This is a genomic window from Vibrio maerlii (genome assembly GCF_003415655.1).
GTDB lineage: Bacteria > Pseudomonadota > Gammaproteobacteria > Enterobacterales > Vibrionaceae > Vibrio > Vibrio maerlii.
Window position 1 is genome coordinate 427,310 of record NZ_QRHC01000002.1, and the last position, 24,249, is coordinate 451,558.

The window sequence follows — 24,249 nt, forward strand, 5'->3', positions numbered from 1 at the left end:
TACTCATTCCTTATAGTCGATGTGAATCGACCGAATTTAAAGAGAGTGATGATTATGGAATTAAAACAATGGTGGCATGATGCGGTTGTATACCAAATCTATCCAAGAAGCTTCTGTGACTCCAATGGCGATGGTATTGGTGATATTCCAGGGATCATTACCAAGCTGGATTACCTAACAGAACTTGGCGTCAATGTAATCTGGCTTTCCCCTGTTTATCAGTCCCCGATGGATGATAACGGTTACGACATTTCTAACTACCAAGCCATCGCTCCAGAGTTCGGCACGATGGACGATATGGACACGTTGATTGCAGAGGCGAAGCGTAGGGACATCCGTATCGTGATGGACTTGGTAGTTAACCACACTTCTGATGAACACCAGTGGTTCATCGAAGCATGTAAATCGAAAGACAACCCATACCGAGATTATTATATCTGGCGTGATGAAATCACCGACCATCAGTCTACTTTTGGTGGTAGCGCTTGGGAATTTCATGAACCAACCAACCAGTTCTACTTCCATGAGTTTGCTAAAAAGCAGCCGGATCTCAATTGGGATAATCCAAAGGTTCATGAAGAAGTCTTCGACATGATGAACTGGTGGATCGAAAAAGGAATTGGAGGCTTTCGCCTCGATGTAATTGACCTAATTGGCAAGGATGTTGATCGAAAAATCAGCGTGAATGGCCCGACGCTTCATGAGCGTCTGCATAAAATGAATAAAGCCACATTTGGTAAAACTGACCTTGTGACTGTTGGGGAAACCTGGGGGGCAACGCCTGAGCTGGCGAAATTCTATTCCAATCCAAACAGAGAAGAGCTGTCGATGGTGTTTCAATTTGAACACATCACGCAAACATGGCAAGACGGTGATAAGTGGGTACCTTGTGCTCTAGATCTGAAAGGCCTAAAAGAAGTGCTGATCAAGTGGCAAACAGAACTTGCAAGAGAAGGCTGGAATTCGTTGTTTTGGAATAACCACGACCTACCACGTGCAGTTTCTAAGTTTGGTAATGATAAAGAATACCGTGTTGAATCAGCCAAAATGCTTGCTACGACGCTGCATTTCTTAAAAGGCACGCCTTATATTTATCAAGGAGAAGAAATAGGCATGACCAACGTCCGTTTCGACAACATTGACCAATACAAAGACATCGAAACACTCAACTTTTACAAAGAAAAGATCGCTTCTGGAATGTCTCATGACGAGATGATGCTAGCGATATATGAAAATGGTCGTGACAACGCTCGAACACCGATGCATTGGAGTGATCTGGAGAATGCAGGGTTCACGGCAGGTAAACCTTGGATCGAGCTAAATAGTAACTATCCAACCATTAATGTTGAAAAAGCGCTAGAGGACGATAACTCTGTGTTCCATCACTACAAAAAGTTGGTGAAGTTCCGTAAAACTTTACCTGTTATTACCGATGGTTCATTTAAACCATTAGCCGCAGAGCATGAACATGTGTTTGCTTACATCAGAGAAAACGCCCAAGACCAAGTTCTCGTGGTTTCAAACTTTAGTGATCAGCCACAATCGATTGAACTCAGTTCAGATCTCATAGGGAAACATGTAGAGAGCCTAATTAGCAACTACCCTAAGGTTATGAAGTTAGAGAATATTTTGACTCTGAAGCCTTACGAGTCATTTGCGGTGAGGTTGATCTAATCCTTGTGCACGCAAACACACTATGTAAAGCAAGGCTATCAGGCCTTGCTTTTACAATCTAACAACTAGATTAAATTGATACTTGCAGTACTACAGAGTGGTTTGGCGACAGAATCGCTTGGTGGTCACAAACACCATTACACTCGTGGTTCATGTTCAATTATATCTCTCACCTTCCAAACTCACTACTGGACAAAAGCAAGTTAAATAAGCCTATCTGGTCTCATGCTCGCCATCAATTTAAAAGGACTCATTGAGCCGATTTAATCGTGGAGTAATCTCCAAAAGTCAGAGTGATCCCAATATTTATTTCGATGCAAAATCCGAATATCGAACACGCAAACAGCACTACTTGATACACAATAAAAAGACGATCCCTTATTGCTGTCATTTTGAGTCTCAAATTAAAAATTGCATTAATTTTGAAGCAATAAATAACTTTAGTTGCTGAAATAAATAGAAATATTTAATGGTATAAAGTTTGCGTCGATTTCAGATTTACTAACTGAGAAAACACTATGACCGGAGTAGTACGTAAACTTACCCCCGAACAAACAGTATCGTTTGATATCGAGTATATAGACGATGAGATGTTTGCTGTCTTAGTAAAACAACTCAACATGCTTTACCCCACCCATCACCCGTTCCACTTACTCGATGTTGGCGGCGGTAATGGCATGTACGCTGACAAGATTCTGTCACACTATCCCAATTGCTATGTCACTTTGGTTGAGCCAGAACAGTCCCTCATCGAGAAAAACCACCCTCACCCAAGAAAGCAGTTAGTGTGTTCTAGCTTTCAAGACACTATTTTCGCTGAAAAATTCGATGTCATTCAGTTTAATTGGGTTCTTCACCATTTTGTTAGTGACAGCTACGAACAATCGGTAATGCTGCAAAAGAAAGCTCTAGAACGCTCATTTCAAAATCTATCTGAAAACGGAATCGTGGTGGTGTTCGAGAACTTTTATGAGGGGCAATTTGTTCACAACTTACCGAGCGCTTTGATCTATCAATCGACTTCATCAAAATCGCTGGCTCAGATAGCCAGAAAAATGGGGGCAAATACCGCCGGTGTTGGGGTCTGTTTTAATAGCAGAAGCCAATGGCACAACATGATGCTTGACGCAGGGTTTGTCGCAGTTCTTCACGTACCATTCTATGAATTTGGGAATTTAAGCAAGCTTAAGAAGCAGTTGTTACATATAAAGCAACAGGATGTTGGTCTGCTCATTGGTAAGAAATGCTGAACATACTTAATTGGACCAAAAGCATTTTCAAATATTGCAGCTGCTTGAACACTAATGTGCATGACTTGCACATTAAACAATTGGATGACTACTGCGATGCTTTCTGAAACGTTATTGGGGCAAAAGTTTCCATTTGCTAGTACTGGACTGCTTGAAGCCAATAACCTAGTTTCAAAGGAACAACAGCACCAATGTTACCCACTGTTCTACGTCAAGGGCCCTGCATTTTGGCAAGCCAGAGCACAGTGAATAAAGGGGAAAGCTTAGATTCGCGATTGCCGACTCTGACTTACAACAAAGGTGACAACCTATCTAAAACTTCAATTGCGGAACTCACTAAGGTTATCGGTAAGAAAAAGTGGGATGAGCTTGCGAAGTTGTACCTATAAATAGGTGGAGAACGGACTGGTTAACGCCAGTCCGTTTTTCTATTAAGGGAGGTTTTTAGCAGTTTGGTAGGTTATCCAAAAACGCTTGAAAGCTCGCTTCTCGGACCCTTGCCAATACCTTTGTGAGATCTTCAATCAAGCTATCGTCTGACCAATCAACACGAATATCAATTGGAGCACGAGTGTTACTCTCAACCCTTAACGACGCTGAGTAAGTGCCACGTTTGTCCCCACCAGCCTTAAGCGCCTGACTTAGCGCATCGATAAGAATCTCTGGCAAGGTGTCTTCATACCCCACTCGATACTCAGGCATGTTGCCTCGATAGACCGAATTTGGGTTAAGCGTCGTAGCCTCGACAAAGCTTTGAATGAACGCTTCCAAAACCAAATCACTCTCAAGCATATTCCCTGCAACCGCAATACTCGGATAGGCGATTGAGCCAACATGAGGGATGTTCTCTTTGCCATGAATAAACGCTGTATTGCCAAGTCGATCCATTACCATGCATTGACGCTGCTCGTATCCAGCATCGCTCTGCTTTAAATGCTCGACAGCTTCTGCTGCGTCCATACCGTTAACTAGACTACGTTTTGCGCTCTCTGCGTACCAAGGATTAGTAAACAATCCTTGCGTTGCACAAGCACCAATACCCCGCCAACTATGGTTGACGTAACCTCCTACGGCTACGCCTCCCGTTGCTGATATCGATGCTGACAAACCCGTTTTCGGATTAACATGAATAAGTGAAATCGTCATACAATCTCGTTTCTAACGCCTTAGTAACCGACCATTTGGCCAATAAATAACGCAACCCAACATAGTGCGTAAACAAACACCATGAAAGGCATAATCGCTTTTAGCCATTGCTCGTAAGAAACACGGCCAAGCGCTAACATTGCTAATGTGCCACCAGAAGTTGGAACAATCAGGTTTGTTAGTCCATCACCCACTTGGAAAGCGGTGATCATCAGCTGACGGCTCATGCCAACTAAATCGGCAACTGGGACAAGAATTGGCATCGTCACCATTGCTTGACCAGAACCAGACGGAACAAACAGGTTAATCACACCTTGTACGACACTGGCCACAATTGCTGAAATCGCAATTGGCATATCTTGTATTAGCGAGCTTAATGCACTCACAATAGTGTCAATGATTTGAGCTTGATCTAGGACTATTTGAATCGACGCTGCAACACCAATAACTAATGCGCCAGCTGTCACACCTGAAGCGCCTTCCATCATCTGCTTCACAATACCATTTGCGCCCAAACCGTTAACGGCACCAATCACAATCGCCATCAGCAAAAATAGGCCAGCGATTTCATTAATGTACCAACCATTAGCAAACACGCCGTAAAGCATCACACCTAGACCCGCTAGAAAAACACCCAAGGTCAGCTTGTCTGTTTTCTCTAGGCGGTAGTCTGATAAATCTTTGCTCAACCCTTCTGCTGATTCAGGCTCTTTGAAATCCATTTTGGCTACACGTGAACAAATGTAGTACGAAAGCAGTGCCAAAGAAGCGATAACCATAACAACACGTAGCCACGCACCAGAGAAGGTAGGCAGTTCAGCAATACCTTGAGCAACACCTACGGTATAAGGGTTGATTGGTGACAACGCAAAACCAATACCGATGCCACCTACGGCCATCACGGTTCCGACAAGGCTTGAATAACCGACAGCAGCCGAGATAAGTACCGCAACAGGAACAAGCGCAATGTTATTTTCAAAGCCTACTGCGACACCAAAGAAACCGTAGATAAACGTGCCAATAGTAATGATCAGGTTACGGTTCTTCACACCGGCTTTATTAACCGCTACGCCAATCGCATTTTCTAACGCGCCAGTGCGTTGCAAAATATGGAACAAACCACCAGCGATGAAAACAATGAATAAATAGGGAGCTGCGCTAATCAGACCTTTTGGGATTGCTACAAAAATATCAAAGAAGTGTACAGGTGGAACATCGCTCAAATAGGAAAATGAATCTGCAACTACCGTCGTTCGGCCATCCACAACTACACGTTCGAACTCCCCTGCCGGTACGATAAACGTCAGCAGGTAAGTGGCGACCAAGATCATAAAGATCAGCACCATGGGATCGGGCATGTTTTTATACCATGCCTTTTTTTCGGTAGTTTCCATTTTCTTTGTCATGTCCATAACAAGATATCTCCTTAGTATAGGGATGAACGTACTCTGATTGCAGCGTTCATTGTTGCAAGCTAAAACGGGAGCACAGTGGCTCACGCAGGTAGAGCGCTGACGCACTCCCCTGCATTGATAGTGTTATTGTTGTTTTGCTTTAATGAGTAGACAGAAATGGTTCAGCACTTCGACGGCTGCCACTAAGTCTTGTTGAAGAATTGCTTCGTCTGGGTGGTGGCTGATGCCATCAGTACAGCGCATAAACAGCATGGCAATGTCAGTCAGTTTGCTGACCGCTAGGCCATCGTGTCCGGCGCCGCTATAAAGATGTTTAGGTGTGATGCCTGAACGGCTAACCGCTTCACTCAAAACAGAAGAAAGCGAATCAGCACAAGTCACCGCTGATTGCTCATAAGTTTGTTCATGACGATAAGCTAGATTGTATTGAGCCATTAAGCTGTTGATGCTCTCTAGCATTTCTTGTCGTGCCTTGATGCGCGAACCGTCATTTGGCGAGCGTAGCTCAATGGTAATATCAGTCTGCTGCGAGATAACATTCACACCGTTCGGATAGTTGGCAATTTTTCCTACCACACCGACCAGATCTTCCTCACGTTTACACAACTGATCAAACATATAAATCACTTGAGCCGCACCTACTAGAGCATCTTGGCGCATGTCCATAGGAACTGTGCCTGCATGGCTAGCTTTACCAATGATAGATAAAGTATGACGCTCAATGCCTGTCATTGCGGTTACCACGCCAACCGGCAAGTTCGCTTGCTCTAGCTGTGGCCCCTGCTCAATATGCAGTTCAACGAACCCTAGTACGTCTTGTTTGTTGTACGCATCTTGGCTGATCAAATCTGGGTTACAACCAAAAGCAACCAGCGCCTCTCGCATCGTTACGCCGTCAGCATCTTGTGCGTCGAGCATGCTTGGATCAAACGTGCCAGAGACTGCTTTTGAACCTAACAAGGTAGATTGAAAACGTGTGCCTTCTTCGTCGCTAAAGGCAATCACATCGATATGGAAAGGAAATTCGATCTGGTTTTGATGGAAGTAGTGAATCAACGCGACAGGAAGCACCGCACCCAAGATACCATCGTATTTACCACCGTTTGGCACTGTGTCTTGGTGTGAACCAAACAGAAGCGTTTGCGCATTGGGGTTAGCACTCGGATAACGACCAATTAAGTTCGCAGCGTTATCAAGGCGTACTTCCATTCCCGATAACACCATCCACTCGCGCAGCTTTTCGTTTGCTAAAGCATGTTCATGCGTTGCACATAAACGTGTGACGCCTTCGATATCTGGTTGCTTGGTTTGGCTACATTGAGCTATCGACTCAAGCCATTCCCATGCAAGGCTCGCCGTTTCTACAAATTTATCCATCGTTAAATCGTTCTATTTCTGACCGTGTTCATTTTAATTTATCATGATAAATACAAAATTAAACTTATTTATCATGATAAATTGACATTTTTGTGAGTATTATTCGATCAATAATCGGATAGTTTCATAACGAATTTGCTTGGGGAAGGAACGCCTTTTTGAGCAGAAAACAGATGACATTCGACGAAATTCCGTCAAAATTCAATGAGTACGGATAATGGTGAGGCAGTAGGTACGTGGCAAGCAGAGCAAAAGGAAGAAGAACACAGCAATTAGCAGAATCCATTAAGAGCTGGATTGTTGATCAAGCATTACAGCCAGGAGATCGTCTGCCTAATGAGTTAGAAGTGATGGAAACCTTCGATGCCTCAAAAAGCACCGTGCGTGAAAGTATGCGTATTCTGGAAGCGCAAGGCATACTGACGACTAAGACTGGCCCGAAAGGGGGCGTATTTGTCAGTGAAATGAGCGAGAGTAAAGCGCAGTCACTATTAAGCAACTATCTGTTATTTAAAGACATTTCAATTTCAGATTTGTATCAGATGCGCTTATCTCTTGAGCCAGAGATCGCGGCATCATTGGCCGGAACATTAAGTGAAGAGCAGCTTAAAGCGCTACACCAACAAATCGATAAATATCAAAACCCACCAGAAGATGTCTACCAAGAGCGAGAACATCATATCGCTTCGCTTGAATTTCATAACCTACTGGCAGGTTACTCTCAAAACGAGCTGCTCAAGTTTGTGGTTCGATTTACCGCTCAGATGCTGACCGAGCTAACCATTTATCGCAAACTCTATGAACCGGGTAACCACAAGCTATGGCATACCGGCGTTCAAAGTCAGCGCGATCTAGTGGAAGCGTTACGCTCAGGGGATGCAGTGAAAGCAAAACACATCATGCAGAAACATATGTTTACCGCTCATCAGTTAATGATTAAGCAAGAAACCGAAATCGCCAACCGATTTATCGCTGAAAATTAGTCTATTGATAAGACTCCTTAAAGCTCTACCGATTCGAACACTCAGGTTACCTGTTTGTCTCGAGTTAAATGCCCTTTGTTAACCCACTTCAGCTAACAAAGTTTTGGACATAGCTTTGTTAGAGTAGATCGGTCAGAACTGGATAAAAGCTTTCAATGACGAGTATGCTCTGTTCGATATTCTGAAGGTGTCATCCCTACTTTGTTTTTGAATAATCTCGAAAAATACTGCGGGTATTCAAAACCTAGGCGGTAGGCAATAGTCGCTACTGAATCCTTACTAGAGAGTAAGCGATCTTTCGACTTATCAATTAGCGCATAATGAATCCAGTCCTTAGTTGTCTTACCTGTTTCAGCTTTCAGGGCATCACTTAGGTATCGACTGGTCATATTCATACCCTGAGCAAGCTCTTCTACATCAGGGATTGCGGCTGACTCTTGAGTGACAGTTTCTAAGCGAGCCTCTAAAAGCGTTGAAAAGCGATCGTATACGGAGGTGTCAGCCTCTTTACGCATCATAAATTGGCGGTGGTAATAGCGATTGGCATACATCAATAATGTACCGATTTGAGACAAAATGAGGTCTTTACTAAAGGCATCTAGATTATTGTTATTTTCTGCCTCAAGCGCATCAAACATCGCGGCCATATGTTGCTCTTCCTTTGGTGAAAGGTGTAGAGCTTCGTTAACCGAATAATTAAAAAATTGATATTGCTTAAGCTCATCGTGCAGCTTGTGACCTCGAATGTAATCGGGGTGAAAGCAGATTGTGCGAGCTACGGAGTCAATTGCGATACCGCTGGCGGTCAGTTCTTGACCAGGAGCAATAAAAAGCATCGTTCCATTTGAACAATCATATTTGGTACGACCGTACATGACCTCACCTGAAGTGATGTGTTTGAATGATATCGCGTAAAAACTGGTGGTGAGTGAAATCATGTCACCACTGAGCAATTGATTGTCATCACTGTTTGGATTTAGTTTCATTACATCAACTAAAGGGCGCTCTGGTGGACGAGTACCTAGGACGGCATTGAGTTCTTTAATGGTGTCAAAATGGAATTTTTTCATCGCTTAACCTTGCAGAGTGACCTTTAGCTGCATAGACCTCATTCTTAAGCACATTATGGTGTAATTGAACTGAAAAATCAGTGCACGAATTGTCGCCATGTGTATACAAAACTTCAAATCGGCTCCATTCGTTATTTCGTATACAACTCTTGCAGTTTTGTGCACTGCTACTTTTGACCATACCTCCTAAAATTCCTCTATCGATTGCGAAGCGGTCAAATTCAATTGCATCGGCTCTATGTTTTGTTTCGAAACTGTTAATTCATCATAAAGTTTGAGGAGTGAAGATTCATGTCAAGAAAACCTTGGAGTGCTGACGACATACCCAATCAAAAAGGCAGGGTCTCTGTCGTTACAGGGGCGACCAGCGGTATAGGCAAGGAAACGGCAAGAGTGCTGGCACAAAAACAATCGACTGTGATACTTGCTGTTAGAAACGTATCAAAAGGCGAGAAGGTTGCAGAGGAAATTCGAGCAGATTATTCAGATGCAGATATTTTGGTTATGCCGTTGGATCTTTCCAGTCTTAGTTCAATTCAAGCGTTCAGTTCGCTGTTTTTGGCTAAGTTCAACAGACTTGATTTGCTGATCAACAACGCAGGAGTAGCGTGCCCTTATGCCAAGACTGGTGATGGATTTGAAATACTGATGGGTACGAATCATTTAGGTCACTTTGCATTGGTCGGTCATTTGATCCAGACGCTCAAGAAAACACCAGACTCCCGAGTGGTGGTTGTTTCCGCTGGAGCTCATAAGTCCTCGAAAATCGATTTGGATGATCTGAATTGGGAGAAACGAAAGTACAGCAACTTTACAGCGTACGCAGATAGCAAATTGGCGAATCTCTACTTTGCTTATGAGTTGAAAAGACGGCTTGAATCAGAAGGTGGTAACCCTACGGTTACAGCCGCTCATCCTGGATGGACGACATCAGAACTTCAGCGGGGCTTTGTGAGATTTTTAAATATATTTTTCGGTCAGAGCAAAGATATGGGAGCATTACCAACGCTGAGAGCCGCAACAGACGAAAGTGTATCTTCAGGTGATTTTTTCGGCCCGAAAGATTTTTTTGAATTGCACGGCGCACCTATTAAGGTCGAATCAAGCAAGCGGTCACATGATGCCGACGCTGCGCGAAAGCTTTGGACGCTATCTGAAGCATTAACAGGCATCAAATATTAAACGATGATATATGAGTGTTGTGCTACGCACATTTAAGGGTATTTATGGACAATAAAGTCGTTTTACAGCTGGTGGGTTTTATCATTTTATTACTAGGGGGGATACTCAGCTATAACCCTGAGCTAGTGAGTAATAAACCCATCCCTGAGGATACCTTCCAAGCTGTTGAACGAAGAGTTCGGTGGGGGTTTCTAATGGGGGTAGGTATGCTGCTCATCTTTCATCATCAAATTACCCCATACTTATTTACTGCGGCTGCACTCGGCATGACATTGACCTTGGGAGCTTTGGTTGCACGCGTAATGGGGATTTTCCTTGATGGCTCCGCAGCACGGCATTGGATGTGGGTTCTTGTTGAGCTCGTAATGGTTATTGGTTTCGGAATTTGGTACGCAAAGCAACATACATAACAAGCTGAGAAGTATGCTTGCCAGCGAATGTCTATAACAATGCAGACGATCATTTCAGGTTAGTAATTCCGTTGTTGTAAGAAAATGGAAGTTTCTTAGCAACGCCCCTCAGCCTTCAATCATGAGCAAAAGTACTGTGATTCCAGTGGCAGGGTCTTCCTTTGAGTAATTGCGTTAACACCGAATGGGGCAAACCTTTGCTAGCGATGAACGCCCCTGAGAAGTCTCTGGACAAAAACGTGTTTAGGTTGTCACTTTTTCAAATGTTTTTCGGATTAGCGGAAGTATGGAAGAAGTAGAGTTACGCTCAGCTCAACGGCTAGTTTACAAAAAATGGATAGTGGTGCCGCCACGCTCCATGACTTGGTTAATTTGTCCGTTGCTGCTTATAGTTATGTTTGCTTTGCGAGATACCCAAATTTTCCTACCGATGATCGCTTTGTGCCCACAGCGGCCGCTTGACCGCTGCTTTGAAACTTCCATTTTGGGAAATTATCGAAATGGTGAATAGCCCCTTAACTTGTAAGGAGCCACATTTGATACACAGGTCTAGATCAATCGGCAGTTCTATTGGACCACGTCTGAACAGATGCCAAGTCATCAGAACAAGCCTCTAAAGTCATAGCTTTCATTTGATTTTCGTCACTTCTCCCCGTGCGCGTTTCTCCTGTTAACGTCAGACAAATTTCAGGGGCAGCTGCTGGCGCGATTGTACCTTCACCATCAAATACCCAACTCTGTGCTTCTGAGCCATCGCAAGTCGTTAACTCAGGTGATGAGCCTGTTTCGGTCGACGAGGCTTGCATACAAACATTGAACTCTGGCATATACAAGATGCCTTCTTCGAATCTAGCTGGATCAAATGCCTGATCAACTAAAATTTCACCTAACGGGCTATAACATGTATGTGCTTGTATACCATCTGCGGGGTTGGCATCCGCGCCTTTACCTTTCGCAATATCCAGACAATACCCATTTTGGGTGTTATCAAGCAAATCAGTAACATACACTTCAACGTTATCCGCCATAGCTGTGCTCGAAAGCAACACTGTTAGACCAATAAATTTTGCAACTTTGTACATTAGAATTCCCCCCGTATGATATTTAATCGAATAATAGGTAAAACGATGAGGCAGCACCTTAGGTTATAACTACTCTTTTGGTGTACAAAGCATCTCCAGAAGTTAGATAAATACGCAATGCGAAGTGTGTATGCGTTTAATTTTCCATTCATCAGCTTTTGGACAATAGCAGCAGTGATTAACATACCCGAGAACCAGATTCTTGCGCAAACCACTCTAGCAACATAACGCTAAGTGAGAACTGCGTGCTTCCTATCCCATATAATGAGTACGTTTCCTATCACAGAAAGTGTGAACTAGCGCAAAACCGCAAGTCTGTTCATGCTCTCTCTTGAACTTTTTGACTACTTTTAGTCTCAGAAATAGTTAGTGCTTAAATATTGTAGACCGTTTTGACAACAGCAGCTTTAGAAATGCTGGAGTGTTTGTAATCACAGTAAAAAGTGCGCAAGCCCTAGACGCTCAGTTTTCGACAAATCTCCATTTGAAAGCCTTGCTGAAGTACTTAGTGAAACGACTAGTTTTCTATCGGTAAAGACGTGTTTAAGGTTTTGGTGGACTAACGGCCAAACAATTAATGGGGCAAATACGCACTATAGCAAATAACAAAAAGGCAGCGAGATCGAATCTTCACTGCCTTTTTAAGTTTTATACATCAATTCTCAGTATGAGGCTTGATTGCTCTGCTACAAAAGATGTCGGAAGACAATAGAGTTTGATCGTAAATGCCGCGTTTTCAATTAGTCCAAACAGAAATTATCGCTAAAGTTTGATCATTTATTCTTCAGCTTCTCTGATAAAAAACGCAATATGTGACAATAAAGATTGATCAAAAAAGTACGACGAGCTAGCTAGTTGATTTCTAGACGACAGAATCACGTCATCACACTTTACTGATAACAATGGGAGCAATCGTACTCTTTGGGCCTTGTTACCTGTACAATTTGTACATTAGACGTGACTAAGAAATACGATAAATATGCTAGAGCCCAATTTAGATAAATACCAAGCAATTATCTTCGATTTAGACGGAACCTTGGTTAACTCGATGGTTGCTCATGCCGCAGCTTGGGAGCAAACCTGTAATAAATTCAATATCCCTTACGATAAAGAGTGGCTTGATGAGCTGGGAGGAATGCCCTCTCGCAAAGTGACGCTTGAGATAGTCAAACGCTATAACCTGACCATAGACCCGCTAAACATCACCAAAGACAAAATTGCTAACTTTGAAGCGATCGAAAATAAAGGTGAGCAGATCCCTGAAATATGCAACCTATTAAAAGAGTATCTGCCCTCAAAAAGCATTGGCATTGGTACCGGAGCTCAGTATCGACACGCCAAAGAGATCCTAGATACCACTGATATCCAAAACCATATCGAGGTCTTAGTCACTTCTGACGATGTTGAGAACCACAAGCCATACCCAGACACCTTTTTAAAAGTTGCCGAAAAGCTAAATATCGATGCAAAAAACTGTGTAGTTTTTGAAGACACGACAATAGGTAGGCAAGCGGCTAACAGAGCTGGGATGGACTGCTACCTCGTCAAACAAGGCAAAATTATCAACTTCTACCCTGCTAACTAAAATAGAGAATAATAATGAAAGATTTCCTTATCGCTCCCTCAATCCTGTCTGCTGATCTTGCTCGACTTGGTGAAGATGTGGCTGATGTTATCGCTGCTGGTGCCGATGTCATTCATTTTGACGTAATGGATAACCACTATGTGCCAAACCTGACTTTTGGCGCACCTATTTGCAAAGCTTTGAGAGATTATGGCATTACTGCTCCAATTGACGTGCATCTAATGGCAAAACCGGTTGATCAACTGGTATCAGATTTTGCCGATGCCGGAGCTAGCATGATTACATTTCATGTCGAGGCTTCAGAGCATATTGACCGAACACTACAACTAATCAAAGAAAAGGGATGTAAAGCGGGTGTCGTACTTAACCCTGCTACACCTCTTAACTACCTCGACCATATCATGGATAAGCTAGACCTTATTCTTGTGATGTCAGTCAATCCAGGCTTTGGCGGACAGTCTTTCATCCCTGCAACCTTAGATAAACTGCGTTCAATTCGAGAGTTAATCGATGCTTCAGGTCGCGAGATTCGCCTAGAGGTCGATGGCGGTGTAAAAATCAATAACATTAAAGAGATCGCTGAAGCCGGTGCGGATATGTTTGTTGCCGGCTCGGCTATTTTCGACAGTGAAGATTACCAAGCAACTATTAATGCGATGCGTGCAGAGTTAGCAAAAATAGGCTAGAACTGCCTTTAACCCATTAGCAAAGGCTCAGCATTTAGTTTTAGTGCTGAGCCTTTTCTTATCCTGTAACAAGCTGATATTTAACAAATTACGTATCAAAGAAAGAAAATTGCGTAATAAAACTACAGATTTCATTGACAGACATCACACTTAGGCGCAAAATTAGCCACATATCACACACTAAGATGAGAAATAGATATGAACGCTACAGTAATGACGGATAAAAACAACGAAACTCTAGTTAAACCTTCTCTTCTAGACGAGATGCAATTCTTCGCTAAGCTGACTCTTGCAATGTCTGCAATTGTAATACTAGTTGCCTCTGCTTGGTTCTAATCATATAGATTAAAGCTACTAGAAAGTGTGTAGAGAGGTGGTTTTACGCCTCTTATACATACATCCACTCAGTAATTTACCTTTCAAACTTACCATCGATTTACCCTGCTCGAACCGCACTTAAATAGTACAAACCTATCATCACTAAGTACGCGATACCCGGCACAATATAACTCCCCTGTAATGATATCGAGTCAATCAAACTGGCTTGAATAAATGGTAAACCCGCACCACCAATTGAGCACATAATCAGAATAGCAGCACCTTGTGCACTCTGTTTACCAGCAGCATGCAAAGCTTGTGCATAGATAATCGGATAGAGCGTTGAATTACATAATCCAACCAACAGTAGTAAATATCCAATTCGATGATCGATAAATAATGTTGCTAATGCACTCACTACAACAGCCACAAGGCAAGCGAAGATAAACAATTGGTGATGACTGGCTCGATGACCATATTTTGCAAACAATAGCCTGCCAGCAAACATAAACACCCAATACCATGCAATCAGCTGGGTCGCATTCACTAGGCCTAAATTGCCATAGCCATCCTCAGCTAGGTAAGTGATAGTAAAAGTACCAAAACTCACCTCAACGCCGATATAGAGCAACAGTACTAAAGCGAACCGCATGAACTGGCGATTCGCTAAGATAAATACAAACCCTTGCCAAAAGCCACTGTGCTGTTTCACTGTAATATCTGGCAGATCGATCCAATGAAAAAAGATCAACAGTCCGGCAAAACAGAGCGCAATACATAGAAAGAGAATTGAAACATTCTCTGCAGTCTCTGTGATGTCAAAAAGATGAGCAAGCAGGATCACAGAGGTTAAAGCCAGAGGAGCTATTACCGTACCAACCGAGTTAGATGCCGTTGCCACAGCTTGACGGCCAACACTTTTGTCTGCACTTGAAAGTAGCGAAACATAAGGTGAGCTAACCACCTGTATTGCTGAGACGCCTGAAGCCATGAGCAATATGCCAAGAAGAGTAGTAAAAAGCACTTGCTCTCTAACTAAATAAGCCATTGCTAAGCAACCAAATAGACACCAATAAAGGCAATACCTCAATGTGGTTTTATAACCTAGCTTAGCCATAATAAATGACGCAGGTAACGAGACCGTTATCCGGGTAATAAAAAAGGCCATTGGGAAGAGCATCGCCATTTTATAATCAAGCTCAAAGACCTCCTTGTAGTGAGGAATCAATGAGTTGCTACAAACGGTAATCAAACCCCAGATAAAAAATATCAGCGAAAGCAGCAGCAATGGCGTGTCATGCAGTAAACGCATTTTCATAAGCAGTTCTCTAACCTACTAAAAGATAATAAAAAAGCAGAAGTTTCCTTCTGCTTTTCCAATAGAATCAATGCTGTTTATCTAGCCATTAAAGTTCAAAGCCTGACTCATTAGCAATACGTTTGAGTGTTGCTTTTGCCTGCTTAATATCTTCTAGCCAGTTGTCATTCTGAGCCCACATCTCAATCACCAACGGAGAGCTGTAATCAATCTCTGCAAGTGTCTTGAAGATCGCTGGGAAGTCTACCTGGCCTTCGCCAATAACAAGGTCACGGAACTGCCCCTTACACGTTTCAGACACACGCAGCGTATCTTTTAAGTGAACCTGTACTAGGTGATCACGGCTCAGCTTAAGTTCAGTACAAACATCGTAGTTCCAGCCTGAGATGTTGCCGACATCTGGGTAAGCCATAAAGTATGGTGATGGGATCTCTCGCTTAAGCACTTCAAACTTACTTAGCGAGTTCAGGTAAGGCGTATCCATGATCTCAACACCGAGCATAATCCCTGCGCGCTCCGCCATCTTGGTTGCTTCTTTCATGCCATCAATAAATCGTACATGAGTTTCTGCTGTTTGCGGTTCGTAGTAAACATCGTAACCCGCCATCTGAATACAGCGGATACCCAATTTATAAGCAAGAGAAATTGCCTTTTCCATGATGACAAATGATTCATTACGAGTTGCTTCATCCATAGAGCCAAATGGAAACTTACGGTGCGCACTTAAACACATCGACTGGAATGGCATTGCATGCTTTTCACATAGGCGACGAAGCTCGTAGATCTCTTCATCGGACCAATCTAAGCGAGCGCGGCGTTCATCGGTTTCATCCACCGAGATCTCAACAAAATCAAAGCCTGCTTCTTTTGCATAAATGAAGCGCTCTTCCCAGCTTAAAGCCGCTGGCATTGCTTTTTCGTAGATACCTAATCTGAATTTGTTATTTGAATCAAACATCTTTATTCCTTAAAAGAGTTGTTGTTCGATATTCTCAGTAACTGTTTGAATTTTCTTTGCTAACTCTTCGTAGCCTAGTGCTTTCATTTTTGGTGTTAGCGAAGAGACACTTACTGCATATACCGGAGATTTATTCTTATCGAAAATAGGGACAGACACACATGAAATACCCGCTTCGTTCTCTTCATCATCTAGGGCGTAACCACGCTCTTTGATCTGGTCAAGAACCTTGAAAAAGTCGCCTTTATCCAAGATGGTATTTTCAGTTAATGGCTTCATCGTGCTTGCATTGCGTTGCCAATACGCTTCACGTACAGCCTCGGAGCTAAACGCGAGGTAGCACTTACCAGCCGCCGAGCAATACATTGGCGAATGCAAACCAACATAAGTTCGGGTTCTAAACGATGCATCTGCTGGCTCAAATTTATCTTTGAAGATAATGTTGTCAGCATCAAAAGAGAGAAAGTTTACGGTCTCTTTTACATCAAGCAGCAGTCCTTCAAGGTGAGGCTTAACCGCACCTGTTACATCGGAATTTATTGCTGCATGGCCAAGGTGAACGAGCTTCATCGTCAATCGATACTCTTTACCTGAAAGCATTTGAGCAACGTAACCTGACGCTTCAAACGTCGATAAAATGCGATGAATTGATGACTTATTAAACCCCGTCCCCTCTGAAATTTTTTGCAGTGAAACACCATTTGGGAAATCCCCTAGAAATTCCAATACAGTTAAGGCTTTAGACAACGATTTAATTTGTTCACTCATATAAGTACTACCAGTGTTTTCCTATTTCTTTGTGGAAGTTATCCGCGATCTCACATCCATTTTCACCAGCCAAAGCTCGGCCAGCGATAAAAGATTTTGCAGTAAGGTGCTTAAACAAATGCAGATCCTCTGGAACAATACCACCAGTTATAGATAGTTCAATTCCAAGTTCAGATAATTTTTGCATTTTGGTTAAGTCTTCTTCGGTCCAACTCACACCAGCAAGCTCAGCATCACGTGAACGGTGATAAATAGCTTGTGTTATGCCCATCTCAACCCAAGCTTTCGCATCTTCTAAAGTCCAATGGCCATAGAGCTCAATTTGAACTTCACCAGCAAACTCATCGGTTACTTTCTTGGCCGAACGAATAGTCTCAATATGCGCTGCTGCACTCACGGTTACCCAATCGGCCCCAGCCTCCATTGCAAGGCGAGTCAAGATAGCGCTTGCATCGGTGATCTTCATATCACAGACGATGGTGTGGTTCGGATACTTCTCACGCACAACACGTACACTGTCCACCCCATGGGCAAAAGCCAAAATAGTCCCGACTTCAATCACATCCAATTTGTCTGCAACTTTTTCCACTGATGCTAATGCTGTCTCAATATCAGTCGCATCAAGTGCCATTTGTAGTAATGGTCTAGACATCCGTTTGTTCCTCAAATTGTTTGAATAGTTCTACCAGTCGCTGGTAGTTTTTAAATTTGTTCTGATAGCGCTGGTAATTATCTTTGTTTGGGTAAATTCGTTTACTATCAGTCACTAGTGTTTCACTACACTCTTTTAGTGAAGCGAATTCACCGGCACCTACCATGGCTACCATTGCCGCACCCAAAGAACCAGTTTCATCAATACTTGAGACTTCAACCGTCAATCCAGTTAGGTCCGCAAGCATCTGCATCCACACTGAGCTTGATGAAGGACCGCCAGTTACTTTAAGCAGATCCGCCTTAGGGAAGCGCTGACGCATCCGTTCCAAATGAACGTTATGGCAAAATAGAATGCCTTCCCAGATCGCTTGAATGGTGTGGCCCTTAGTGTGATGAGACTGTAAACCATAAAAGCCTGATTTAAGCCCAAGGCCAGCATTTGAGCCATATAGGAATGGGACAAAATAGACACTACTGCTTGCAGGCTCTAGTGCTTCAACTAAGGCTTGGTTTTCAGCATGATTGAGTTCACCGTCTTCACCAAGGTAGTCGGCAAACCACTCATAGTTTCCTGCTGAGGTTGGGCTCGCTTCATGAATGATATATTCACCATCAACAGCATAGTGACCATAAACAAAGTTATGTGATGCTTCAGTTACCTGCTTGGAGATACCTGACGTAACCGACCAAGTACCCATGACATAGTTCAATGTTTCTTCTGAAGAGTTAATTCCCGAGCAGACTGCGGTTGAAACCACATCAAAAAGACCACCAAATACCGGAGTGCCCTCACTTAAGCCTGTTTCTGCTGCTACCTGTGCGGTAACTTTGCCTGCTTGCTGCTGCGGTGTCACAACAGGAGGCAGTGCGTTCCAGATCTCTTCAATACCAAAGGTCTCAAGCAGAGATTTATCATATTGCGCAGTAATGGAGTTGAAGAAGTTACTCTCCGAAATATTGGTTAACTCTGCCGCGACTTCACCAGTTAAACGATAGCGGAGGTAGTCATGAGACATCAGTACCGCGCCAATTTGGTTATAGCGATTAAGGTCATTCTCTTTAATCCAGCGGATAATAGAGACTGGGTGACCAGTCCAAAGCGTTTGCAAAGTGGTTGGGTAGACCTCTTGCGCCTTGCCTTCTGCTAACCACTGTTTGACAATTGGCAATGCTCGTGAGTCTGAAGACATAATGCCATAGCCAAGGTTGTGTCCTTTCTTATCAAGTAGGTAAACGCCCTTACCCTGAGCTGAGATGCTGAGCCCTTTGATCGCTGCTGAATCAACCTTAGTGGTGTCAATTAACTGTTTAATCACCGCCACAGCATTAGCCCAAAGTGCGTCTAAATCTCGCTCAACCCACCCTTGTTTGTCATTAATGACACTTGCTGATACGCGAGCTAACCCCTGCTGTTCACCCTTTGCGTTGAACAGTGCGGCTTTCATAAACGTACCGCCCGAATCGATACCAATGTAGTAATTCATTATTTTGCTTCCAGTAAATCGTTATGAATCTTCACCACCAGCTTCCTTACTGGTTCACAGTTACCATCTTCAATATTAGTGATGTGAACGATATTCGGGGTGAATAGATAGAACTGATTAGGTGTCGCTTTAATAAAGTTAAGCTCAATCCCTTCTTTCTCATAAAACTGTAAGTCACGCTGCTCTAGGTATGGTTCTGCATTGGTGTGCTCACCACTATCAAACGACCAAGCCATCGTTTCTGAACCATCCAAAACAATTTGCAGATCTGAATGATACTTATGAACCTCTGGCTGAAAGTTCTCTAGTGGCTCTTTTTGATACTCTAAAACCACAAACCACGCCTTATCTGATTCAAAGCCCGGCAGTGCATGGCGACCCAATGCCAGAGATTGAGTGTCTAAACTATTTAGGTATTCAAGGACATTTTGCACAACAACAGGGTATGACTTGGTCATTAGTGTTGGCTGAGTATTTCCGACTAACATATAGATTCTCTTTTTAACGAACTTCTACAGCAACAATTCACGCAGTAAATTAGCTAGACTCGTTTCATCATCATTTGATTTTTCTGTCACTAGGTTGGCATTGTTCTTGACCGTTTCATCAGCATTTTGCATTGCAATACCAAGTCCTGCTGCGCTAAGCATTGAGATATCATTGTGGTTATCTCCTACTGCAATACACTCCTCTAGCGAGATGCCTAGAGATTGAACATAAGTACTAAGTGCATTACCTTTCGTATTACCAGCAGCTGAGAAGTCAACACGGTCCACCCAAGAACGTTCACCGTTAAAGTTCTGTTTTACAAAGGGAAGATTGGCAAAGGTGTCAATATCGCCACCTTCAACAACAAACTTCCAAACGAATTCTGTTTTCTGCGCCTCGTGATGGAAGTCATCCACTTTTTGGATATTTGGGCGCTTCTCTACCGGGAAGGTTTGCGACCACTCTAATAGCGCTTCCATATAAGCGATTGGGCGCTTTCTTGAGTAGAGCATCGCATCACGAACATACATCACCATTTTCAGATCATGTGCTTCCGAGATAGAGATAAATTCAGCGGCATTTTGTTTTGAGATTGAGCTTTCACTGACTACAGAGCCCGATGCATAATCAAAAACATAAGTGCCATTACAGCAAATTATTGGCGTCGTTAGCCCCAGCATGTCGTAATAAGGCTTTGCCGCGACATGGTGACGACCTGTCACAATCACAACATGACTTTGCTCGGCAATTTCCTGAATGGTTTTAACCAAAACTGGGCTAATAGTATGTGCTGAGTTTAATACTGTTCCATCAAGGTCTAACGCCAATAATTTATGCATAACTATTACTCTTATTTCTGACCGTAGTATGAGTTAGCACCATGTTTGCGATTGTAGTGCTTATCAAGAAGTTCCGGTTGGATTGCAATTTCAGGGTTAATCGCACGTGTCGCTGTTGCCATTGCTGCAATCTCTTCCATTACTACAGCATTGTGTACCGCATCAGAGCCATCTTCGCCCCAAGTGAATGGTGCATGACCTGAAATAATTGCACCTGGCATAGCCACAGGATCAATATCGCGCTGGTTAAACTCTTCAATGATCACTAGGCCAGTATTCTTTTCATAATCAGACTGAATCTCTTCAGTTGTTAGCTGACGTGTACATGGCACATCACCATAGAAATAATCCGCATGAGTGGTACCAAGAGCTGGAATATCTTTACCGGCTTGCGCCCAAATGGTCGCATTGCGTGAATGGGTGTGGACAATACCGCCAATGCTAGGAAATGCTTTGTAGAGTTCGATGTGAGTAGCAGTATCACTTGATGGGTTTAGCTCACCTTCAACACGATTACCTTCAAGGTCAACAATCACAATGTCATCAGCGGTCATTACATCGTATTCAACGCCCGATGGTTTAATCGCAATAACACCGCGCTCACGGTCAATCTCTGATACGTTTCCCCAAGTGAAAGTCACCAGACCATACTTTGGAAGCTGTAAGTTTGCTTTTAATACTTTTTGTTTTAGTTTTTGATACATAGGAGTCTGCCGATGTTATTCTTATTGGGTAGGAGTTGAGCTATGAGGGTTACCTATCGACTAGGCAACCCTCTGTCGAGGTTACTTAGCTGCTAGCTTGATCTTGTTGATCATAGTGTCGCCATTCTTCTCAATGTATGCGCTCCATACTGGCTGAATCGCTTCTTGGAATGCCTTACCATCTACATCACGGTTAACTTGCATGCCGTTGCTTTCAAGCTGAGAAATCATCTGGTCTTCTTTCTCAATGCTTAACTTACGTTGCATCGCGACTGCCTCAGCAGCAACTTCTTCTATGATCTTCTGCTCGTCATCACTTAACTTGTTGAACTTACGTAGGTTCATCGTTAGTACAAGTGGTGAGTATGCGTGCTGAGTTAGGCTTAGGTACTTCTGAACTTCATCAAACTTGAACGATAGCGTTACAGAAATTGGGTGGTCTTGAGAGTCAACAACGCCTGTTTCAAGTGCTGTGTATAGCTCAGATACTGGTAGCTGCTGTGGGTTAGCACCAAGCTCATTAAACATGTCGTTTAGCGCTTTTGAGCCATTTACACGCATCTGTAGGCCTTTAACATCAGACGGAACACGAATTGGCTTCTCGTTGTTAGTCATGTTGCGGTAACCATTCTCTGGGAACCCAAGACCTTTTAGACCAAACTTTTCAAACTTTTTCAGAACCTCTTGGCCTGGCTCACCATCAAGGACTTTGTATGCGGTTGCACGGTCAGGGAACATGAACGGCAGCGTGAATGCCGCAGACTCAGGCATCATACCGTTGTAGTTATTTAGACCAACCATTGCAAAGTCAACGATGCCAGCACGAGAACCATCAATCATCTGCTTATCACTGCCTAGCTGGCCTTGAGGGTAAATATTGATTTTAATTTCACCGTTTGAACGAGCTTCAACTTCTTTTTTGAAGAACTCAGATAGATCTTGTTGAAGGTCTGACTCTGGCGCCGCGTGAGCAAGCTTAAGGGTTGTTTCAGCAAAAGCATTTGTGCTTAGAGCGATAGTTGAAGCAAGTAGAGTTAGTTTTAGTAGGGATTTCATTATTATATTCTCCGTCGAGGTTAGCCAATGACAAATGACATTGGCACAGTGATAATGCTTGGGAAGATGACAAACAGTGCAAGTAAAGCCATGTATGCGCCAATGAATGGCAGTACACCTTTCACAGCCGTAGACATTGGAACTTTTGCGACGCCACACACTACGTTCAGAACTGTGCCCACAGGTGGGGTAATTAGACCGATTGAACAGTTTATTACGAACAGTAGACCGAAGTATGTAGGGTCAATGCCTGCCATCTTGATAACTGGCATTAGTAGTGGTACAAGAATTAGAATTGTTGGGCTTAAGTCCATAACCATGCCAACACACAGCACTAGCAGCATAATCACTGCCATTAGTAGACGTGGGCTATCAACCAGTGGACCTAACATTTCTGCAAGTTGTTGAGGAAGCTGTGCGACTGTGATTAGCCAAGCTGCAACCATTGCACAACCTACCAAGAACATAACCATTGCTGTCGAACGACCAGCGTTGATTACAATTTCGTAGAACTTCTTAATCGTTAGCTCGCGGTAAACAAACGTTGAGATAAAGATTGCGTATGCTGCAGCAACAACCGCTGCTTCTGTTGGAGTAAAGATACCGAAGCGAATACCAACAATGATGATGACAGGTAATAGTAGCGCCCAAACACCTTCTTTAAGCGCTGCACGTTTCTCTGCTTTACTCGCTTTTGGTGATGTATCTAGGTTCTCTTTGCGAACCGTCATGCGCCACACAAACATCAATGTCATACCCATTAATAGGCCAGGTACGATACCACCAAGGAATAGGTTTTTAATTGAGATGCCGCCAGCAACACCAACTAGGATTAGTGGAATTGATGGTGGGATAACTGGCGCGATGATGCCACCTGACGCTAGCAAACCCATTGATGGTGCTTCGGGGTATTTTGCTGCTTTCATCATTGGGTACAGGATACTAACCAGTGCTGCTGCATCCGCTACCGCTGAGCCAGATAAACCAGCAAGCAGTACCGAAGTCATGATAGCTACATAGCCTAGACCACCCTGGCGGTGACCAACATAGGTTGTTGCTAGGCGAACAATACGCTGAGACAAGCCACCCGACGCCATCACTTCACCAGCAATCAGGAAGAATGGAATGGCAAGCAGTGTAAAGCTATCTACACCATTAATTAAAGACTGCGCAAGGATGTCTGCACTAAAGAAGTCCATCTGAACCATTAGCGCCATTGAAGACAATAGCAGTGCAAATGCAACAGGAAGACCAAGTAAGATTGAGACAATCAATACCGATAAGAAAATCACTAACGTCATTATTCGTTGTCCTCTTCTAGGTCATCTAACTGCCAATCAGGTTTGAAGATTCGCATAAAGGCAATCACCCCCATCAATACACCTGAAACGACACCAGCTAGATAAAATAATGCGGAAGGAAGCCCTGTAAGCTGAGAAATATCTGACCAGTTAGACATCATTTGGCGATATGAACCGACATACAACATACCAACAGAGACCAGAACTACGACCCAGCAAATGCGTCTAAGTACAGGAACAGCTTTCGGGAATAATCTTTCAGAAAACTCCGAGACTGCAAGGTGTTCGCCACGGCGCAGCACAACGGCTGCACCGAGCATGACAATCCATACCAGACCAAGGCGAGATAATTCTACAGAGGGACGAAGTCCAGAAGAAAAGCCATAACGTAGTACCACGTTGGTAAACACGAGAACGATCATACAGGTCAAAATAACCGCCATAATCACATCAATGCTTTTCCAAATACTCTTCAATACACTTTGCATAAAAGCTTACCC

Annotated in this window: 25 protein-coding genes; 9 read left to right on the plus strand and 16 right to left on the minus strand. The window is 43.3% G+C overall.

Features of this window, described 5'->3' with window-relative positions; genetic code table 11:
* The first annotated feature begins 54 nt into the window (after positions 1-54).
* The 3 genes from DPF91_RS02915 (at position 55) to DPF91_RS02925 (ending at position 3,313) form a co-directional block, all read left to right on the plus strand.
* On the plus strand, positions 55-1,674 hold the full coding sequence (locus DPF91_RS02915) for a glycoside hydrolase family 13 protein (protein WP_117232925.1): 1,620 nt from the start codon (positions 55-57) through the stop codon (positions 1,672-1,674).
* A gap of 518 nt (positions 1,675-2,192) precedes the next feature.
* Positions 2,193-2,924: a class I SAM-dependent methyltransferase gene (locus DPF91_RS02920; protein WP_117232926.1), complete on the plus strand. Its 732-nt coding sequence runs from the start codon at positions 2,193-2,195 to the stop codon at positions 2,922-2,924.
* 191 nt (positions 2,925-3,115) lie between these two features.
* Entirely contained in the window at positions 3,116-3,313 is a 198-nt protein-coding gene (locus tag DPF91_RS02925) for a hypothetical protein (protein ID WP_241033745.1), read from the plus strand.
* Between the two features lie 55 nt (positions 3,314-3,368).
* Here the strand turns inward: DPF91_RS02925 and DPF91_RS02930 are convergent, their stop codons facing one another.
* The 3 genes from DPF91_RS02930 to DPF91_RS02940 all read right to left on the minus strand — a co-directional run bounded on the left by DPF91_RS02930 (position 3,369) and on the right by DPF91_RS02940 (position 6,862).
* Positions 3,369-4,070 carry a DUF1028 domain-containing protein gene (locus DPF91_RS02930; RefSeq protein ID WP_117232927.1) on the minus strand — a complete coding sequence of 234 codons (702 nt, stop codon included), beginning with the start codon at positions 4,068-4,070 and terminating at the stop codon, positions 3,369-3,371.
* A gap of 20 nt (positions 4,071-4,090) precedes the next feature.
* Complete coding sequence (locus tag DPF91_RS02935) at positions 4,091-5,482, minus strand: YfcC family protein (protein WP_117232928.1); 1,392 nt, start codon at positions 5,480-5,482, stop codon at positions 4,091-4,093.
* 126 nt (positions 5,483-5,608) lie between these two features.
* A complete protein-coding gene (locus DPF91_RS02940) occupies positions 5,609-6,862 on the minus strand; it encodes a M20 family metallo-hydrolase (RefSeq protein ID WP_117232929.1) in 1,254 nt (417 codons plus the stop codon).
* A 236-nt stretch (positions 6,863-7,098) separates the two neighbouring features.
* Here DPF91_RS02940 and DPF91_RS02945 point away from each other — a divergent pair, with 236 nt between their 5' ends.
* Entirely contained in the window at positions 7,099-7,845 is a 747-nt protein-coding gene (locus DPF91_RS02945) for a FadR/GntR family transcriptional regulator (protein WP_117232930.1), read from the plus strand.
* Between the two features lie 152 nt (positions 7,846-7,997).
* Here DPF91_RS02945 and DPF91_RS02950 read toward each other — a convergent pair whose 3' ends face one another.
* A complete protein-coding gene (locus tag DPF91_RS02950) occupies positions 7,998-8,915 on the minus strand; it encodes a helix-turn-helix domain-containing protein (RefSeq protein ID WP_117232931.1) in 918 nt (305 codons plus the stop codon).
* A 291-nt stretch (positions 8,916-9,206) separates the two neighbouring features.
* Between DPF91_RS02950 and DPF91_RS02955 the strand changes: the two genes are divergently transcribed.
* Positions 9,207-10,097, plus strand: a complete 891-nt coding sequence (locus tag DPF91_RS02955; protein ID WP_117232932.1) for an oxidoreductase — start codon at positions 9,207-9,209, stop codon at positions 10,095-10,097.
* A 44-nt stretch (positions 10,098-10,141) separates the two neighbouring features.
* The gene (locus DPF91_RS02960; protein ID WP_117232933.1) at positions 10,142-10,507 is read left to right on the plus strand and encodes a hypothetical protein; all 366 of its coding nucleotides are present in this window, start codon (positions 10,142-10,144) and stop codon (positions 10,505-10,507) included.
* A 554-nt stretch (positions 10,508-11,061) separates the two neighbouring features.
* Here DPF91_RS02960 and DPF91_RS02965 read toward each other — a convergent pair.
* Positions 11,062-11,589, minus strand: a complete 528-nt coding sequence (locus tag DPF91_RS02965) for a ricin-type beta-trefoil lectin domain protein (RefSeq protein WP_117232934.1) — start codon at positions 11,587-11,589, stop codon at positions 11,062-11,064.
* A 979-nt stretch (positions 11,590-12,568) separates the two neighbouring features.
* Between DPF91_RS02965 and DPF91_RS02970 the strand changes: the two genes are divergently transcribed.
* The 3 genes from DPF91_RS02970 (at position 12,569) to DPF91_RS22005 (ending at position 14,196) form a co-directional block, all read left to right on the plus strand.
* Entirely contained in the window at positions 12,569-13,174 is a 606-nt protein-coding gene (locus tag DPF91_RS02970) for an HAD family hydrolase (protein WP_117232935.1), read from the plus strand.
* A 14-nt stretch (positions 13,175-13,188) separates the two neighbouring features.
* Positions 13,189-13,860 carry a ribulose-phosphate 3-epimerase gene (gene rpe / locus DPF91_RS02975; protein WP_117232936.1) on the plus strand — a complete coding sequence of 224 codons (672 nt, stop codon included), beginning with the start codon at positions 13,189-13,191 and terminating at the stop codon, positions 13,858-13,860.
* A 198-nt stretch (positions 13,861-14,058) separates the two neighbouring features.
* Positions 14,059-14,196: a hypothetical protein gene (locus tag DPF91_RS22005; protein ID WP_164684016.1), complete on the plus strand. Its 138-nt coding sequence runs from the start codon at positions 14,059-14,061 to the stop codon at positions 14,194-14,196.
* Between the two features lie 100 nt (positions 14,197-14,296).
* Here the strand turns inward: DPF91_RS22005 and DPF91_RS02980 are convergent, their stop codons facing one another.
* From DPF91_RS02980 to DPF91_RS03030, 11 genes are all read right to left on the minus strand, one after another.
* The gene (locus DPF91_RS02980) at positions 14,297-15,496 is read right to left on the minus strand and encodes an MFS transporter (protein ID WP_117232937.1); all 1,200 of its coding nucleotides are present in this window, start codon (positions 15,494-15,496) and stop codon (positions 14,297-14,299) included.
* Positions 15,497-15,584: 88 nt separating this feature from the next.
* On the minus strand, positions 15,585-16,454 hold the full coding sequence (locus DPF91_RS02985) for an L-ribulose-5-phosphate 3-epimerase (protein WP_117232938.1): 870 nt from the start codon (positions 16,452-16,454) through the stop codon (positions 15,585-15,587).
* Positions 16,455-16,463: 9 nt separating this feature from the next.
* Complete coding sequence (locus DPF91_RS02990; RefSeq protein WP_117232939.1) at positions 16,464-17,222, minus strand: IclR family transcriptional regulator; 759 nt, start codon at positions 17,220-17,222, stop codon at positions 16,464-16,466.
* Positions 17,223-17,229: 7 nt separating this feature from the next.
* The gene (locus DPF91_RS02995; RefSeq protein ID WP_117232940.1) at positions 17,230-17,874 is read right to left on the minus strand and encodes a 3-keto-L-gulonate-6-phosphate decarboxylase UlaD; all 645 of its coding nucleotides are present in this window, start codon (positions 17,872-17,874) and stop codon (positions 17,230-17,232) included.
* The gene (locus DPF91_RS03000; protein WP_117232941.1) at positions 17,867-19,360 is read right to left on the minus strand and encodes an FGGY-family carbohydrate kinase; all 1,494 of its coding nucleotides are present in this window, start codon (positions 19,358-19,360) and stop codon (positions 17,867-17,869) included. The genes DPF91_RS02995 and DPF91_RS03000 overlap by 8 nt, the downstream gene beginning before the upstream one ends.
* On the minus strand, positions 19,360-19,848 hold the full coding sequence (locus DPF91_RS03005; protein ID WP_117232942.1) for a NanQ anomerase/TabA/YiaL family protein: 489 nt from the start codon (positions 19,846-19,848) through the stop codon (positions 19,360-19,362). The genes DPF91_RS03000 and DPF91_RS03005 overlap by 1 nt, the downstream gene beginning before the upstream one ends.
* 24 nt (positions 19,849-19,872) lie before the next feature.
* Positions 19,873-20,688, minus strand: a complete 816-nt coding sequence (locus tag DPF91_RS03010) for a Cof-type HAD-IIB family hydrolase (RefSeq protein WP_117232943.1) — start codon at positions 20,686-20,688, stop codon at positions 19,873-19,875.
* Positions 20,689-20,699: 11 nt separating this feature from the next.
* A complete protein-coding gene (locus DPF91_RS03015) occupies positions 20,700-21,392 on the minus strand; it encodes an L-ribulose-5-phosphate 4-epimerase (protein WP_117232944.1) in 693 nt (230 codons plus the stop codon).
* An 81-nt stretch (positions 21,393-21,473) separates the two neighbouring features.
* Complete coding sequence (locus DPF91_RS03020; protein ID WP_117232945.1) at positions 21,474-22,448, minus strand: TRAP transporter substrate-binding protein; 975 nt, start codon at positions 22,446-22,448, stop codon at positions 21,474-21,476.
* 20 nt (positions 22,449-22,468) lie between these two features.
* Positions 22,469-23,749, minus strand: coding sequence for a TRAP transporter large permease subunit (locus DPF91_RS03025; protein ID WP_117232946.1), 1,281 nt, complete (start codon positions 23,747-23,749; stop codon positions 22,469-22,471).
* Positions 23,749-24,237 (minus strand): TRAP transporter small permease, encoded by a 489-nt coding sequence (locus DPF91_RS03030; RefSeq protein WP_117232947.1) that lies wholly within the window; start codon positions 24,235-24,237, stop codon positions 23,749-23,751. The genes DPF91_RS03025 and DPF91_RS03030 overlap by 1 nt, the downstream gene beginning before the upstream one ends.
* Positions 24,238-24,249 lie beyond the last annotated feature (12 nt).

Coding starts and splice junctions, on each gene's coding strand:
- DPF91_RS03015 (WP_117232944.1), bottom strand. CDS start 21,392: ATGTATCAAAAACTAAAACAAAAAGTATTAAAAGCAAACTTACAGCTT.
- DPF91_RS03005 (WP_117232942.1), bottom strand. CDS start 19,848: ATGTTAGTCGGAAATACTCAGCCAACACTAATGACCAAGTCATACCCT.
- rpe (WP_117232936.1), top strand. CDS start 13,189: ATGAAAGATTTCCTTATCGCTCCCTCAATCCTGTCTGCTGATCTTGCT.
- DPF91_RS02955 (WP_117232932.1), top strand. CDS start 9,207: ATGTCAAGAAAACCTTGGAGTGCTGACGACATACCCAATCAAAAAGGC.
- DPF91_RS02925 (WP_241033745.1), top strand. CDS start 3,116: ATGTTACCCACTGTTCTACGTCAAGGGCCCTGCATTTTGGCAAGCCAG.
- DPF91_RS02950 (WP_117232931.1), bottom strand. CDS start 8,915: ATGAAAAAATTCCATTTTGACACCATTAAAGAACTCAATGCCGTCCTA.
- DPF91_RS03010 (WP_117232943.1), bottom strand. CDS start 20,688: ATGCATAAATTATTGGCGTTAGACCTTGATGGAACAGTATTAAACTCA.
- DPF91_RS02990 (WP_117232939.1), bottom strand. CDS start 17,222: ATGAGTGAACAAATTAAATCGTTGTCTAAAGCCTTAACTGTATTGGAA.
- DPF91_RS02965 (WP_117232934.1), bottom strand. CDS start 11,589: ATGTACAAAGTTGCAAAATTTATTGGTCTAACAGTGTTGCTTTCGAGC.
- DPF91_RS03025 (WP_117232946.1), bottom strand. CDS start 23,749: ATGACGTTAGTGATTTTCTTATCGGTATTGATTGTCTCAATCTTACTT.
- DPF91_RS03030 (WP_117232947.1), bottom strand. CDS start 24,237: ATGCAAAGTGTATTGAAGAGTATTTGGAAAAGCATTGATGTGATTATG.
- DPF91_RS02935 (WP_117232928.1), bottom strand. CDS start 5,482: ATGGACATGACAAAGAAAATGGAAACTACCGAAAAAAAGGCATGGTAT.
- DPF91_RS22005 (WP_164684016.1), top strand. CDS start 14,059: ATGAACGCTACAGTAATGACGGATAAAAACAACGAAACTCTAGTTAAA.
- DPF91_RS03000 (WP_117232941.1), bottom strand. CDS start 19,360: ATGAATTACTACATTGGTATCGATTCGGGCGGTACGTTTATGAAAGCC.
- DPF91_RS02980 (WP_117232937.1), bottom strand. CDS start 15,496: ATGAAAATGCGTTTACTGCATGACACGCCATTGCTGCTGCTTTCGCTG.
- DPF91_RS02960 (WP_117232933.1), top strand. CDS start 10,142: ATGGACAATAAAGTCGTTTTACAGCTGGTGGGTTTTATCATTTTATTA.
- DPF91_RS03020 (WP_117232945.1), bottom strand. CDS start 22,448: ATGAAATCCCTACTAAAACTAACTCTACTTGCTTCAACTATCGCTCTA.
- DPF91_RS02970 (WP_117232935.1), top strand. CDS start 12,569: ATGCTAGAGCCCAATTTAGATAAATACCAAGCAATTATCTTCGATTTA.
- DPF91_RS02940 (WP_117232929.1), bottom strand. CDS start 6,862: ATGGATAAATTTGTAGAAACGGCGAGCCTTGCATGGGAATGGCTTGAG.
- DPF91_RS02930 (WP_117232927.1), bottom strand. CDS start 4,070: ATGACGATTTCACTTATTCATGTTAATCCGAAAACGGGTTTGTCAGCA.
- DPF91_RS02995 (WP_117232940.1), bottom strand. CDS start 17,874: ATGTCTAGACCATTACTACAAATGGCACTTGATGCGACTGATATTGAG.
- DPF91_RS02915 (WP_117232925.1), top strand. CDS start 55: ATGGAATTAAAACAATGGTGGCATGATGCGGTTGTATACCAAATCTAT.
- DPF91_RS02985 (WP_117232938.1), bottom strand. CDS start 16,454: ATGTTTGATTCAAATAACAAATTCAGATTAGGTATCTACGAAAAAGCA.
- DPF91_RS02920 (WP_117232926.1), top strand. CDS start 2,193: ATGACCGGAGTAGTACGTAAACTTACCCCCGAACAAACAGTATCGTTT.